The 13,567-nt window shown below is 77.0% G+C and carries 10 protein-coding genes; 7 read left to right on the top strand and 3 right to left on the bottom strand.

Annotation, left to right across the window (positions count from 1 at the left end):
• The first annotated feature begins 5 nt into the window (after positions 1-5).
• From ACI78Q_RS06095 to mftG, 3 genes are read left to right on the top strand one after another with little or no spacing between them, the layout of a single operon-like run.
• A complete protein-coding gene (locus ACI78Q_RS06095) occupies positions 6-875 on the top strand; it encodes an MBL fold metallo-hydrolase (protein WP_456922428.1) in 870 nt (289 codons plus the stop codon).
• Positions 872-2,179: a class I adenylate-forming enzyme family protein gene (locus ACI78Q_RS06100; protein WP_456922429.1), complete on the top strand. Its 1,308-nt coding sequence runs from the start codon at positions 872-874 to the stop codon at positions 2,177-2,179. Before ACI78Q_RS06095 ends, ACI78Q_RS06100 begins: the two co-directional genes overlap by 4 nt.
• Positions 2,176-3,795: a mycofactocin dehydrogenase MftG gene (gene mftG / locus ACI78Q_RS06105; protein ID WP_456922430.1), complete on the top strand. Its 1,620-nt coding sequence runs from the start codon at positions 2,176-2,178 to the stop codon at positions 3,793-3,795. Before ACI78Q_RS06100 ends, mftG begins: the two co-directional genes overlap by 4 nt.
• A 3-nt stretch (positions 3,796-3,798) precedes the next feature.
• Here the strand turns inward: mftG and ACI78Q_RS06110 are convergent, their stop codons facing one another.
• Positions 3,799-5,862 (bottom strand): transglycosylase domain-containing protein, encoded by a 2,064-nt coding sequence (locus ACI78Q_RS06110; protein ID WP_456922431.1) that lies wholly within the window; start codon positions 5,860-5,862, stop codon positions 3,799-3,801.
• Positions 5,863-6,017: 155 nt separating this feature from the next.
• Positions 6,018-6,224, bottom strand: a complete 207-nt coding sequence (locus ACI78Q_RS06115; RefSeq protein WP_456922432.1) for a hypothetical protein — start codon at positions 6,222-6,224, stop codon at positions 6,018-6,020.
• Positions 6,225-6,410: 186 nt separating this feature from the next.
• Here ACI78Q_RS06115 and ACI78Q_RS06120 point away from each other — a divergent pair, with 186 nt between their 5' ends.
• Positions 6,411-7,088, top strand: a complete 678-nt coding sequence (locus ACI78Q_RS06120; RefSeq protein WP_456922433.1) for a phosphodiesterase — start codon at positions 6,411-6,413, stop codon at positions 7,086-7,088.
• A 7-nt stretch (positions 7,089-7,095) separates the two neighbouring features.
• Here the strand turns inward: ACI78Q_RS06120 and ACI78Q_RS06125 are convergent, their stop codons facing one another.
• The gene (locus ACI78Q_RS06125; protein WP_456922434.1) at positions 7,096-9,675 is read right to left on the bottom strand and encodes an ATP-binding protein; all 2,580 of its coding nucleotides are present in this window, start codon (positions 9,673-9,675) and stop codon (positions 7,096-7,098) included.
• Positions 9,676-9,905: 230 nt separating this feature from the next.
• Between ACI78Q_RS06125 and ACI78Q_RS06130 the strand changes: the two genes are divergently transcribed.
• The 3 genes from ACI78Q_RS06130 (at position 9,906) to ACI78Q_RS06140 (ending at position 13,566) form a co-directional block, all read left to right on the top strand.
• A complete protein-coding gene (locus ACI78Q_RS06130) occupies positions 9,906-10,727 on the top strand; it encodes a hypothetical protein (protein ID WP_456922435.1) in 822 nt (273 codons plus the stop codon).
• Positions 10,720-12,417 carry an NAD(P)/FAD-dependent oxidoreductase gene (locus ACI78Q_RS06135; protein ID WP_456922436.1) on the top strand — a complete coding sequence of 566 codons (1,698 nt, stop codon included), beginning with the start codon at positions 10,720-10,722 and terminating at the stop codon, positions 12,415-12,417. Before ACI78Q_RS06130 ends, ACI78Q_RS06135 begins: the two co-directional genes overlap by 8 nt.
• Positions 12,418-12,573: 156 nt before the next feature.
• A complete protein-coding gene (locus ACI78Q_RS06140) occupies positions 12,574-13,566 on the top strand; it encodes a glycosyltransferase (RefSeq protein WP_456922437.1) in 993 nt (330 codons plus the stop codon).
• Position 13,567: the final 1 nt, after the last annotated feature.

The following is a 13,567-nucleotide window of genomic DNA, read 5'->3' on the forward strand; positions in this document are numbered from 1 at the left end:
CGGTCGTGCACACCCCGGCCGACCCGCGCACCAGCTGGGACCTCCCGGCGCCCGGCGAGCTGCCGCGCACGGCGGTCCTGGAGCCCCTGGTGACCCGCGTGCTGGCGCCCAACCCCTCGCCGATGACCCTCGACGGCACCAACACCTACGTGGTGGGCGCCCCGGGCACCGGCCAGGCCGTCCTCGTCGACCCGGGCCCGGACGACCCGGCGCACCTCGCGGCCGTCGAGGCGGCCCTGGGCGACCGGGGCGCCCGCTGCGTCGCCGTGCTCGTCACCCACCACCACGGCGACCACGCCGAGGCCGCGCTGCCGTGGGGCGCCCGGTTCGGCGTCCCGGTGGCCGCGGCCGACCCGCGCGTCGCGGGCCCGGGCGGCCGGGTGCTGGCGCCGGGGGAGCGGCTGACGCTGGCCGGCACGCCGCTGGACGTCGTCCCCACGCCGGGGCACACCGCCGACCACCTGGCGTTCCGGCTGGAGTCCGGGGCGGTGCTCGTGGGCGACCACGTGCTCGGCCGCGGCACCTCGGTGGTCACCCACCCGGAGGGCGACGTGCTGGCCTACCTGGAGTCGCTGCGCCGGGTGCACGATCTGGGCCCGAGCGCGCTGTACTGCGGGCACGGCCCGGAGCTCACCGAGGACCCGGGCGCGGTCCTGGACTTCTACCTGGCGCACCGCGCGATGCGGGAGGAGCAGCTGCTCGCCGCGCTGGCCGACGGGCCGCGGACCGTCGACGAGCTCGTCGCGACCGTGTACGCGGAGGTCCCCCGGATCGTGTGGCCGGCCGCCGCCCAATCGACCCGGGCGACCCTGGTCAAGCTGCTCGCCGAGGGCCGGGTCGAGGGCCGGCTCGACGGGCCGGTGCGGACGGCGTGACCGGCGCCGCCGTGGTCCGGGCCGCGGACGCCGAGCGCGACCAGCGGCGCGCCGCGGCCGCGCTGCGGGCCGAGGGCCTGGTCCCGGGCGACCGGCTGCTGGTGTCGGCGTCCTCCTCCCCCGCGCTGCTCGCCGTCGTCCTCGGCGCGCTGCGCACCGGGGTGGTCCCGGTCGTGCTCGACCCCGCCCTGCCGGCCGCCGAGCGGGCCGGGCTGGCCGCCGACGCCGATCCGCGGCTGGACGTCGGCGGCGAGCCGGAGCGGCTGCTCGCCGGGACGGCGGAGGCCGAGCTGGCCGACGTCCCGCTGGCCCGGCCGATGCACTACACGTCGGGCACGACCGGCCGGCGCAAGGGCGTGTGGTCCGGCGTGCTGGCCGAGGACGACGCCCGCGCGCTGGCCGCGGAGGAGATCGACCTGTGGGGCTTCGGCCCCGCTGACCGGCACCTGGTGCTCTCCCCGCTGCACCACTCGGCGCCGCTGCGCTTCGCGGTGCACACCCTGCTCGCCGGTGGGGAGGTGCTGCTGCTGGGCCCGTTCGACGCGGCCCGCGCGGCGGCGGCGATCTCCACGCTGCGGCCCACCACGGCCTTCTGCGTGCCCACGCACCTGCAGCGCCTGGTCGCCCGCGACGACGTCGACTGGTCCTCCTTCCGCCGTCTCGTGCACGCCGGCGCGCCCTGCCCCGAGCCGCTCAAGCGGGCGGTGCTGGCGGCCCTGCCCGAGGGCAGCGTGTGGGAGTTCTACGGCTCCACGGAGGCGCAGTTCACCGTCTGCTCGCCCGGCGACTGGCTGGCCCGCCCCGGGAGCGTGGGCCGCGCCCGGCCGGGACGACGGCTGGAGACCGACGAGCGCGGGCAGCTGTGGTGCGCGGTGCCGCGGTGGGCCCGGTTCGAGTACTGGCGCGCGCCGGAGAAGACGGCGGCGGCCTGGCGGGGCGACCGGGTGACCGTCGGCGACCTCGGCCGGGTGGACGACGACGGTGTCGTGTGGCTCGACGGCCGCCGCGAGGACCTGGTGATCTCCGGCGGGGTCAACGTCTACCCCGCGGAGGTGGAGGCGGTGCTCGACGCCCATCCCGGGGTCGTGGAGTGCGCGGTCGTGGGCGTGCCCGACGAGCAGTGGGGCCAGCGGGTGGTCGCCGCCTACGTCGGCACCGCGGAGCCCGCCGAGCTGGCCGCCTGGGTGCGGGAGCGGCTGAGCCCCGCCAAGCGGCCCAAGAGCCTGCACCCGGTCGCCGAGCTGCCCCGCACCTCGACGGGCAAGGTGCGCAGGCTGGACCTGCCGCGGGTCCTGGGGCTGTGACGCCACCCGAGTGGGACGTCGTCGTCGTGGGCGCCGGGACGTCGGGCGCACCGCTGGCGGCCCGCCTGGCCGACGCCGGCCGCCGCGTCCTGGTGCTGGAGGCCGGCGCCGACCACGCCCGGCCCGCGGACTTCCCGACGGTGCTGCGCGACGCGGCCACGATGGGCGCCGCCGTGCCCGGGCACCCCGCGAACTGGGACCACACGGGGGTGCTCACCGAGGAGGTCACCTTCCCGGTGCCGCGCGGCCGGGTGGTGGGCGGCTCGAGTGCGATCAACGGCGGCTACTTCATCCGCGGCACCCGCGCCGACTTCGACGGCTGGGCGGGCGAGGGCAACGACCTGTGGTCGGCCGACCGGGTGCTGCCGGCCTTCGTCCGCCTGGAGGCCGACCGGGAGTACGGCGACCGGCCGGGGCACGGCAGCGCGGGTCCGGTGCCGGTCCGGCGTCCGCGGGCCGGGCACCCCCTCGCCGACGCCTTCGCCGCCGCGGCGGCGGAGCTGGGGTTCCCGGCCGAGCCGGACAAGAACGCCGACGGCGCGCCCGGGTACGGGCCGGTGCCGCTGAACGTGGCCGACGGGGTGCGGACCAACACCGCGATGGCCTACCTCTCCCCGCGGCGGGGGCACCCGGGGCTGACCGTGCGGGGCGGCGTGCACGTGCGGCGGGTCGTCGTCGAGGGTGGCCGGGCCGTGGGGGTGGAGACCGCCGAGGGCGTCGTGCGGGCCGGCGAGGTGGTGCTCAGCGCGGGCGCGGTCGGCTCGCCGCACCTGCTCCTGCTGTCGGGCATCGGCCCGGCCGACGACCTGCGCGCGCTGGGCCTGCACGTGGTGGCCGACGTGCCCGGCGTCGGGGCCCGGTTCACCGACCACCCCGACCTCTACGTGACCTACCGGCCGGCCCGCCGGCTGCCGATGCCGCGGGACCTCCACCCGCTGCACGGGGTCCTCCACACCACCTCCGACGGCGGCACCACCCCCGGCGACCTCGAGGTCATGCCGTGGCTCAAGCCGTTCAGCCGGGTGATGGTCAGCCGCTCGTCCGCGGGGGTCGCCGGCGCGCTGCGCCGCCCGGCCGCCACCCTGCGGGCCCTGCGCGGGGCCTCGCTGCACCGGCTGGTCGACACCGCGCGGCGCCGCGACGACCTGTTCGTCGGGGTGGCGCTGCAGGCCGAGGACAGCCGTGGCCGGCTGAGCCTGACCTCCACCGACCCGCGCGTGCAGCCGCGCCTGGAGTACCGCTACCTGACCGAGGCCTCCGACCGCCGGCGGATGCGGGAGGTGGTCCGGCTGGCGGCCGAGCTGCTGCGGGCGCCGTCCCTGGCCCCGCTGGTGGCCGAGCGGACCGGCCTGCCCGACGACGTCCTGGCCGACGACCGCGAGCTGGACCGCTGGATCGGCCGGCACCTGGCCACCGCCGTCCACCTGGCCGGGACGGCGCGCATGGGACCGGACGGCGACCCCGGCGCGGTGGTCGACCAGCACCTGCGGGTGCGGGGGGTCGAGGGGCTGCGGGTGGTCGACACCTCGGTCATGCCGCGGGTGACCTCGCGGGGCCCGGCGGCGACCGCGGTCATGATCGGCGAGCGGGCCGCCGAGCTGATGACGGCGTCGTGACCCTCAGGCAGGCGGGGGCGGTGGCGGTGGTGGTGGCGGTTCGACGGGGATGCCCGGCGGCGGGAAGGGGACCGGCGGGCCGGCGGTGAGGATCGGCCGCATGGCGTCGTGCCACACCTGGGCACCCCGGCCGCCGCCGAAGCCGCCGACGTCCTGGTTCTGCTTGGGGTTGAGGACCATCACGCTGGCCGCGTAGCGCGGGGTGTAGCCGACGAAGGCCACCGAGAAGCGGTCCTGGCTGGTGCCGGTCTTGCCCGCGACCTGGTGGTCGGGGACGGCGGCGCGGGTGCCGGTGCCGATGGGCAGCGCGGTGTCGCCGACCAGGATCTGGTTCAGCGTCGTCGCGACCGCCGGCGGCACGGCCTCGGGGGTGCAGTCGTCGCCGGTGGGCACCGGCGTCCCGTCGTCCCTGGTCAACGGCTGGCCGTTCCGGTCCAGGATCTCGGTGACCGGCGTGGGCACGCACCGGGTGCCGTTCGCGCCGAGCGTCGAGTAGGCGCTGGCCAGCGCCAGCGGGCTGGTCGCCTCGGCGCCGAGGGTGAACGAGCCGCGGTTCTCCGCGATGACCTCGTCGGCCACCGGGTCGAGCGAGAACAGGCCCATCCGCTGGGCCATCCGCACCGGCCCCTCCACGCTGCCCAGCTGGTCCTCGAGGGCCACGAAGTAGGTGTTGGAGGAGCGGATCAGCGCCTCGGTCATGCTGAGGGTCGGCGGCATGTCACCGACGTTCTCCACGGTGTAGGGCGCCGTGCCGTTGCGGTAGACGCTCGACACGTAGGGGCTCGGGGCCGTGATGACGTGGGACGGCGGGATCCCGCGGTCGAGGGCCGCGGCGGCGACGAACACCTTGTAGGTGGAGCCGGCGCCCTGGCTGGCGACCAGGTTGAGGTTCACCGACTCCTGCGCCGGGTCGGCGGCGTCGTAGCCGAAGACCCGGTTGATGCTCATGGCCTGCACGTGGCCGGTGCCCGGCTCGACGGCGGTGAAGATCGCGGCGAGCGGGTCGCCCATCGGCAGGCTGGCCAGCACCGCGGCGTCCCCGGACCGCTGGACGTCCGGCCGCAGGGTGGTGCGGATGGTCAGCCCGCCGTCCTCCAGCCGTTCCTGGGAGATGTCGAGGATCTCGGTGAGGTGGCGCTGGAGGTAGTCGCAGAAGAAGCCCCCGAGGAACGCGCTGACGCAGCCGTTGGGCGGCGCCGGGGCGGGCGCGGTCTCCACGGGCGTCGCCGAGACGTCGGCCAGCTCCTGGTCGGTGATGTGCCCGAGCTCGTGCATCCGCTCGAGCACCTGGTCGCGCCGCTCACGGCCCCGCTCGGGGTCGGCCAGGGGGCTGTCGCTCGTCGGGTTCTGCACCAGCCCGGCCAGCATGGCCGCCTGCGGGAGGGTCAGGTCGGCGGCGTCCACCCCGAAGTAGGCCTGAGCCGCGGCCTGCACGCCGTAGGCGCCCTCGCCGAAGTACACGATGTTCAGGTAACGGGTGAGGATCTCCTCCTTGGGATAGGTCTCCTCCAGGGCGAGGGCCAGCCGCGCCTCGCGCAGCTTGCGGCCCAGCGTCTGCTCGGTGGCCGCCTGCCGGTCCTCGGGGGTGACGGCGGTCTGCAGCAGGGTCTGCTTGACCAGCTGCTGGGTGATGGTCGACCCGCCCTCCTGCACCGATCCCGCGGTGGCGTTGCGGACCAGGGCGCGCATCGTCCCCTCGACGTCGAGGCCGTTGTGCTCGTAGAAGCGCGAGTCCTCGATGTCGACCAGCGCCTGCTCCATGACGTCGGCGATCCGGTCGGCGGCCACGGGGGTCCGGTTGTTCCGGTAGAAGTACGTGACCACCGACCCGTCGGCGGCGAGGACGACGGTGTTGCCCGCCGGGGTGTCGTCGGTCAGCTCCACGGGCAGCGGTGCCAGCAGGGACGCCGAGCTGCTGGCGAGCACGCCGGGGCCGACGATCCAGGGGGTCAGCAGGGCCGCGACGAGCGTGCCGGCCAGCGGGAGTGCGAGGAGCAGCAGCCCGGCGGCCCGCAGCCGGCGGTGGGGACGCCCCCGTGCCGCCTGAGCGGTGTGCGAACCGACCATGCTCGACCTCGCCGGCGCCGAGCCACCCGGAGTGAGCCTGTCGACGCAGTCCGATCATCGCGCACGGGGACGTTCCGGAACAGTCGATCCGGAACGGCCGGAGCGTCCCGGCGGCGCGCTGTCCGCAGCCGCCGGGACGCCGGGTCAGGGTGTGTTCAGCGCGCGGCCGGGATCTCCGAGGTCGGCACCGGCTCGGACCACGCGTCGGGGTGGCTGCGGCCGGTGGCGGCGACCCACCCCGGGCTCCCGGCGGACTGCGCGGATCCCCGGGTGGCCGGACGGGCGCTCAGGTTGACGATGAGCGCGAGCAGGGCGACCAGTCCGACGAGGACCCCGCCGATCACCAGGAGCGTCGTGAACATGTCCTGAACGTATGTGCCGGACCGCTCCGACCACAGGGCGAATACCGACCGACGTCGATCGGCGGTTGCACAGGATCTGCCGGACCGCGACCCGTTCGTCACACCCGTCACTGGTCGACCACTGCAGGTGCACCGGTCCTCGTCCGGCGGGGTATGGGCTGTGGACGTCGTCGACAGGAGGACCCCGTGCCCGACCTGCCCCGGACCGCCGGACGCGCCGTCGCCGTCCCCCTGGCCGCGCTGGCCCACCTGCGCTCCGGCAAGCCGATGCACCCGCGCGGGATCGTCGTCGACGCCGTCCTCGAGCGCACCGGCGGCCCGGAGGCCGACGCGGTGTCCTGGCTGGCCGGGCCGGGCAGCCGGCCGGTGCTGGCGCGGCTGTCCCGGGGGGCGGGGCTGCCCGCCGCGCTGCCGGACCTGCTGGGCCTCGCGGTGCGCGTGCCCGGCGACCCACCGGTCGACCTGCTGCTGTCCAGCACGGGGCGGGGCCGGCTGACCCGCTTCGTGCCGGCGTTCCGGCGGGACGCCGCGACCAGCTACTCCTCGATCATGGGGTACCGGTCCGACGCGGGGACCCTGCACCTCGCGGCCTGGCCGGAGTCCCCGGCGTCCCTGCCGAGCGAGCCGGAGCCGCTGGCCGCCGCGATCGCCGTCGGCCGGCCGGTGTTCACCCTCGCCGTCTCCCGGGGCCTCGGCCCGTGGCACGCGTTCGGCCGGCTGCGCCTGCTGGGCCCGGTGGCCGGGCGCGACCCCGACCTGCGCTTCGACGCCGTCCGGAACCCGCCGCCGGGGCTGGTGCCCGACGGCCCGATGGCCCGCTTCCGCGGCCCGGCCTACGCCGCCGCGCGGGCGGCACGCGACTGAACCCCGCTCAGCCGGCGGCGAGGCCCTCGTCCAGCGCGGCCCACGGGTCCAGCAGCGCTCCCGCGGCCCGCTGCCGGCGGTCCTCCTCGGGGCCGAGGGCGGCGGTCACGGCGTCGTCCAGCCGCCGACCGAGCGGCTGCATGGGCGGCCAGACGGCGATGCCGGTGCGGGCGCGCGTGGCCGCGGCGGCGCCGATGAGCCGGGCGGCCAGGGGCGCGTCCCCGCGGGCCAGCGCGAGCCCGGCCAGGCCGTCCAGGCAGTAGGCGAGCCCCTCCAGGTCGTGGTCCCGCCGGTGCAGGGTCGCGGCCTCGCCGAGGGAGGCCCGCGCGGCGGGCAGGTCCCCGGCCATGAGCGCGTCGAGGGCGAGCTGGTCGGCGAGCCAGGCCGCGAGGTGGTCGTCCCCGACCGCGCGGGCCCCCTCCAGGGCCTCCCGGTGCAGCCGCGCCGCCTCCGCGACGTCCCCCGCGAGGACGGCGACCGCGCCCCGGAACAGCTGCACGAGGGCCACCGACCAGCTGTCGCCGCTGTCCCGCAGCGCCGCCCCCGCCGCGTCCAGGGTGGAGGCCAGCTCCGGGTCGCCCGGCGGGAGGGTCATCGCCAGGCCGTTGAGCCCGTGGCCGAGCAGCCAGGCGTCGCCGTGCGCCCGGGCGTCGGCGACCAGGCGCTCCATCAGCGGCCGGGCCTCCGGGACGCGGCCGAGCGCGATCCGGGTGGCCGCCCGCGCCCAGAGCAGCCGGCCGGCCGGCCCCCGGGCCAGGTGCGCGGCCGAGGGCAGGGCCGCGGTGCGCTCGGCGAGCTCCGCCATGTCCACGAGCAGCCCCCGCGCCCACCACCACCGGGCCAGCGGCGCGGTCAGCCGGACGGCCAGCTCGGCGCGGTCGCCGTCCACCGCCCAGCGCAGGGCGGCCTGCAGGTCGGCCGCCTCGGCCTCCAGCCGGGCCAGCCACAGCCGGTGCTCCGGGCCGGACAGCCCCGCGCCCGCCTCCCGGGCGAACTCCGCGAGGTGGGCGGCCAGCCGGCTCCGGGTGTCCTCCTCCTCGCCGCGCTCGCGCAGCCGCTCGGCGGCGAAGGCGCGCACCAGGCCCAGCATCCGGAACCGCGGCTCGGCGGCGCCGGCGTCGGCGGGGCTGACCAGGCTGTGGCCCACCAGCGAGGACAGCCCCTCGAGGACGTCGAGGTCGTCGTCGGCCGCGCCGATCGCCTCGGCGGTGTCGAGCGTGAAGCCGCCGGCGCAGATCGACAGCCGGGCGAGCAGGGCGCGCTCCGGCTCGGTGAGCAGGTCGTGGCTCCAGGCGATCGTCTGCCGCAGGGTGCGGTGCCTGTCCGGCGCGTCGACGTCGGGTCCGCGCAGGTCGAGGGCGCGGTCCAGCCGGCGCAGCAGCGCGGCCGGGGGGAGGGTCCGCACGCGGGCGGCGGCCAGCTCGACCGCCAGCGGCAGCCCGTCGAGCCGGCGGACCACCTCGGCGACGGTCGCGGCGGTCGCGTCGGTGACGGCGAAGGACGGGTCGGCGCGCTGGGCGCGGGCGGCGAACAGCGCCACGGCCGGCGCGTCCCGCACCCGCTCGGGCCGGTCCTCGGCGGCCAGGGGAACGGCGAGCGGGCCGAGCGGGACGTCGTGCTCGCCGCGCAGGCCGAGGACCGCCCGGCTGGTCACGAGCAGCTGCGTGCCAGGGCAGCGGGCCAGCAGCGGCGCGGCCGCGGGGGCGGCGTCCAGCACCTGTTCGGCGTTGTCCACCACCAGCAGGGCGCGCAGCCCCGCCAGCCGCTCGGCGACCAGGTCGATCAGGGGACGGCGGCCCTCGGCGGTGACGCCCAGCGCGGCGGCGACCGCCACCGGCACCTCGCCCGGGTCGCGCAGCGGCGCGAGGTCGATCCACCAGACGGCGTCCCGGTCCGGCACGACCCGCTCGGCGGCGGCCAGCGCGAGGCGGGTCTTGCCGGTGCCGCCCGGGCCGGTGAGGGTCACCAGGCGCACCGCGGGGTCCGCGAGCAGGCCGGTCACCAGCTCCAGCTCGGCCGACCGGTCCACCATCGGCGTGGGCGGGGTGGGCAGCCACCCGGCGGACAGGCCCGGCGGCCGCGGGCGGGGTGCGGCGAACCGCTCGGTGAGCAGCACCGCCAGGTCGTCGGCGACGAGCTCGGCCAGCTGCTCGGGGTCGTCGTAGGGCGTGGTGGAGGCACCGCTCTCGGCCTGGATGCGGGTGATGAGCTCGGCCAGCCGGGGCTCGCGGCGCGGAGCTCCGCGGCGGACGTAGAGCAGCCGCGGCTTGGACCGCGACAGGTCGTACTCGTCCTCCAGCCCGGAGACGTCCATCCCGGGCGCGACCCACCCGTAGCGCTCCCCGTAGATGCCGACGAAGACGTCGCTCTGCGAGAGGTACGCGCGGTACAGGTCGCGCGGGGGATGCGGCCGCGCGCCCAGCTCGAACAGCACGGGGGTCAGCCGCATCCGCGTCACCGCCGCGCGCACGGCCCGCCGTTCAACGGCCAGTTCCTCCATCGTCGAGGAGACGAAGACCCGCAGCCGCTGGTCGGGGGTGGCGATCGGCGCCGGGGCGTCGTCGGTCGCCGGTTCCCTTCCGGCCACGGACACCTCCCGGCGGGCGCCGACGGCGGCGCCGGGGGGTCGGCGCTGTCCCCGCGAGTCTAGGGACGCGGGGAACGGGCGGAAATGCCGTGACAGCGTCCGGGAGCGGTGGTGTGATGCCCCCGTCCGAGAGCGGAACACGGGGGCCGATGCCCACGGGAGGCCGAGTGGACTCGACTGCCACGCGCCCCGAGTCTCCGGCGGTCCCGGTCCGTCGGCTGCTGCCCGCGATGCGCGTCCTGCTCGTGGTCTTCGCGGTGCTCACCGCGCTGGCCGTGGGCGCGCTGTTCGTGCTCTCCGGGCAGACCGACGAGACCTTCGCGTGGACCATCCAGCCGCCGCTCACCGCGGCGTTCCTCGGCGCGGGGTACGCCGCGGGCTGCGTGCTGGTCGTCCTGTCGCTGCGGGACGGCGTCTGGGCGCGCACGCGGGTGCCGCTGCTGACGATCCTGGTCTTCGTCGTCCTGACCCTCGTGGCCACGCTCGTGCACGTGAACCGGATGCACTTCGACGACGACTTCGGCGGGCTGCCGCTGCTGCCGAAGGTCGCGGCCTGGTTCTGGCTGGCCGTCTACGTCGTCGTCCCGGTGGGCATGGTCGCGCTGATCTGGTGGCAGGAGCGGGCACCCGGGCTCGACCCCCCACCCCGCCACCCGGTGCCCGGCGTGCTGCGCGCCGCCCTCGCCGTCGAGTCCGGCGTCCTGCTGGTCGTCGGCGCGGCGCTGTCCGTGGCCCCGGCGACGGCCACCGGGCTGTGGCCGTGGCGCCTGACCCCGTTCACCGCGCGCGTCGTCGGGGCCTGGCTGCTCGCGTTCGGCGTGGCGACGGCGCTGGCGGCGGTCGCCGGGGACCTGCAGCGGCTGCGGACGGCGGCGATCGCCTACACCGTCTTCGGCGTCCTGGTCGCCGTCGCGGTGGCCCGGTACTCCGGCACCGTGGCGTGGTCGGACCCCGCCGCGTGGGTGTTCGCCGTCATGGTGGCCGCCGTGGTCGGCACGGGGGCGGCCGGCTGGCGGCTGGCCGCGGTCGAGCCCGGGGCGCGGCGTGGTTGACGGCCACCCCCGGGGCGCGCTGGTCGTCGTGTGCCGGGACGAGACGCCGCGGCTGGAGACCGTCCGCGAGCTCAAGCGGCGCTACGGGGGCGACTACGTGGTGATCGCCTGCATCCGGCCCTCGGAGGTCCCGGCCGCGCTGGCCGGCTGGGGGAACCCGCCGGTGACCGCCCTCCTCGGCGGGCTGGGCGCGGCCGACCCCGACGGCCTGGCGATCCTGCGGGCGCTGCACACCGACCACCCGGGCGCGCTGGCCGTCGCGCTGATCCGCTGGGGGGCGTGGGAGACCGCGCGGCCCATCTTCGAGGCGCTGGCCCTCGGTCAGCTCGACCGCTGGGTCTACGCCCCGGAGGAGCAGGCCGACGCGGAGTTCCACCGGGCCATCAGCGAGATCATCGAGGAGTGGTCGGCCCGGCAGGGCGGCGGCTTCGAGGCGGTCCGGATGGTGGGCGACCGCTGGGCGCCGCGGTCCCAGCACCTGCGCGACCAGATGACCCGCAACCGCATCCCGCTCGGCTTCTACGAGGCCGGGTCGCCGGAGGGGCGGGCGCTGCTGGCCGGCCTCGGGCTGGACGAGCCGCGGCTGCCGGTGCTCGTGCTGCGCTTCCACCCCGAGCACACCGTGCTGCAGGACCCCAGCGACCTGGAGCTGGCCGAGGCGTTCGGCCTGTTCGAGCCGCTGGACCCGGCGACGGTGCACGACGTGGTCGTGGTGGGCGCCGGCCCCGCGGGGCTGGGAGCGAGCGTCTACGGCGCCTCCGAGGGCCTGGCGACGCTCGTGCTGGAGTCCGAGGCGGTGGGCGGGCAGGCGGGCACCAGCTCGCTGATCCGCAACTACCCGGGCTTCCCGACCGGCATCAGCGGCAACCGGCTGGCCTTCAGCTCCTACCAGCAGGCCTGGGCCTTCGGCAGCACGTTCCACTTCATGCGCTACGCGACGGGCCTGCACACCGAGGACGGCCTGCACTCCGTCGCCCTCAGCGACGGGACGACGGTGCGCGGGCGGACCGTCGTCCTGGCCGTGGGCGCGCGCTGGCGGCGGATCGGCGTCCCGTCGCTGGAGGCGCTGGTCGGCCGCGGCGTCTTCTACGGGGCGGCGGTGAGCGAGGCCCCGGCGATGCGGGGGCGGCACGTCTCCGTCGTCGGGGGCGGCAACTCAGCGGGCCAGGCCGCGGTGCACCTGGCCCGCTACGCCGAGCGGGTGACGATGCTCGTGCGCCGCGAGGGCCTGGCCGACACGATGTCGGACTACCTGGTCCGCGAGCTGGACGCGCTGCCCAACGTGGAGGTGCGCACGCGGGTGCAGGTGGTCGACGGGCGCGGCTCGGACTTCCTGGAGTCCTTCGTGGTGCGCGACCTCGACAGCGGCCGGGAGACCGAGGAGACCGGTGTGCTGTTCCTGCTCATCGGCAGCGAACCACCCACCGACTGGCTGGCCGGCACGCTGGCCCGCGACCGGTGGGGGTTCGTGCTGACCGGGCCCGCGCTGGCCTCGGCCGACGCCGTCCCCGCCTGGCCGCTGGAACGGCCGCCCGCGCTGCTGGAGACGAGCACGCCGGGGGTCTTCGCCGCGGGGGACGTGCGGTCGACCTCGGTGAAGCGGGTCGCCTCGGCCGTGGGGGAGGGGGCGCTGGCGATCACGCTGGTGCACGCTCACCTGGCGGCCGCGCGGGTGGCGGCGCCGCGCTGAGCCGGGCCCGCAGGGTGACTCCTTCGGGTGGTCGCGCGCACCGAGGGTGATGTCACAGGTTCGCCGTCCGGATCATGGGTAAGCCCGTCCGGCCACATCCCGTCGAGGAGCACCGCCACCTGCCGTCGCAGTGCGCGGCAGGAGGAGAACGACCGCGTGAGCGCTGCCGACGACCTGGGGACCCGTGTGGTGACCATCCCCCACGGCGATCCCTACGTCGACGCCGTCCTGCCCTCGGGCGTCGTCCGGGTGGGCCCGGCGCACGCGCCGAGCCCGTGGCTGGACCCCGCCTACCTCGCCGCGCACGCCGCTGAGGTCGACGTCGTCCACGTGCACTCCGGCTACGGTCACCTGCCCGAGGACGAGATGGTGAGCTGGACGGAGACCCTGCGCCGCACCGGCGTGCCGCTCGTCACCACCGTGCACCAGCTGCGCGACCCCGTCCAGGCCTCGCCGCGGCGGCACGACGCCCACCTGGGCGCGCTGCTGGCCACCGCGGAGGTGGTGCTCACCCTCACCCCCGGCGCGGCCGACGAGATCGCCGAGCGCTTCGGGCGGACGGCGATCGTCGTCGCGCACCCGTCGGTCGCGACCCCGGTGCCCGAGCTGGGTGCCGAACGCGGCCTCGTCGGCCTGGCCCTGTGCGCCCCCGGGCCCGCGGTGCCCGACCCGGCCGGCCTGGTGCGGGCCGCGCTGTCGGGTGCGGTGAACGGTGGCGGACGGCTCCGGGTCCTCCTGGACGACGGCGTCGAGCCGCCTCCGGTGCCCGCGGCCGGTGACACCCTGGAGTTCCTGCCGCGCAAGGCCGACGGCTGGGCCGAACAGCTGCAGGAGCTGCACGTCGCCGTCCTGCCGGAGAGCTGCGGCACGCACTCGACGGACCTGGAGATCTGCCGGGACGTCGGCACCCGCGTGGTCGCCCCCAGTTGCGGCTGGTTCGCCGACCAGTGGTCCGACGTCGTCACCTACGGCAACGACGAGGAGCGCGGGTTCGACCCGGTGTCGCTGGACGCCGCGGTCGCCGCCGCCCTGACCCGGCCGGCGCCGCGCCCGGCCGACCGCGCCTGGCGGGAGGAGCAGCGCGCCGCCGTCCGGGCGGTGCACGCGCAGGTCTACGCGCAGGTCGTGGCCGACCGGGCCGGCGCCTGAA

The organism is Geodermatophilus sp. SYSU D00705 (genome assembly GCF_054050135.1).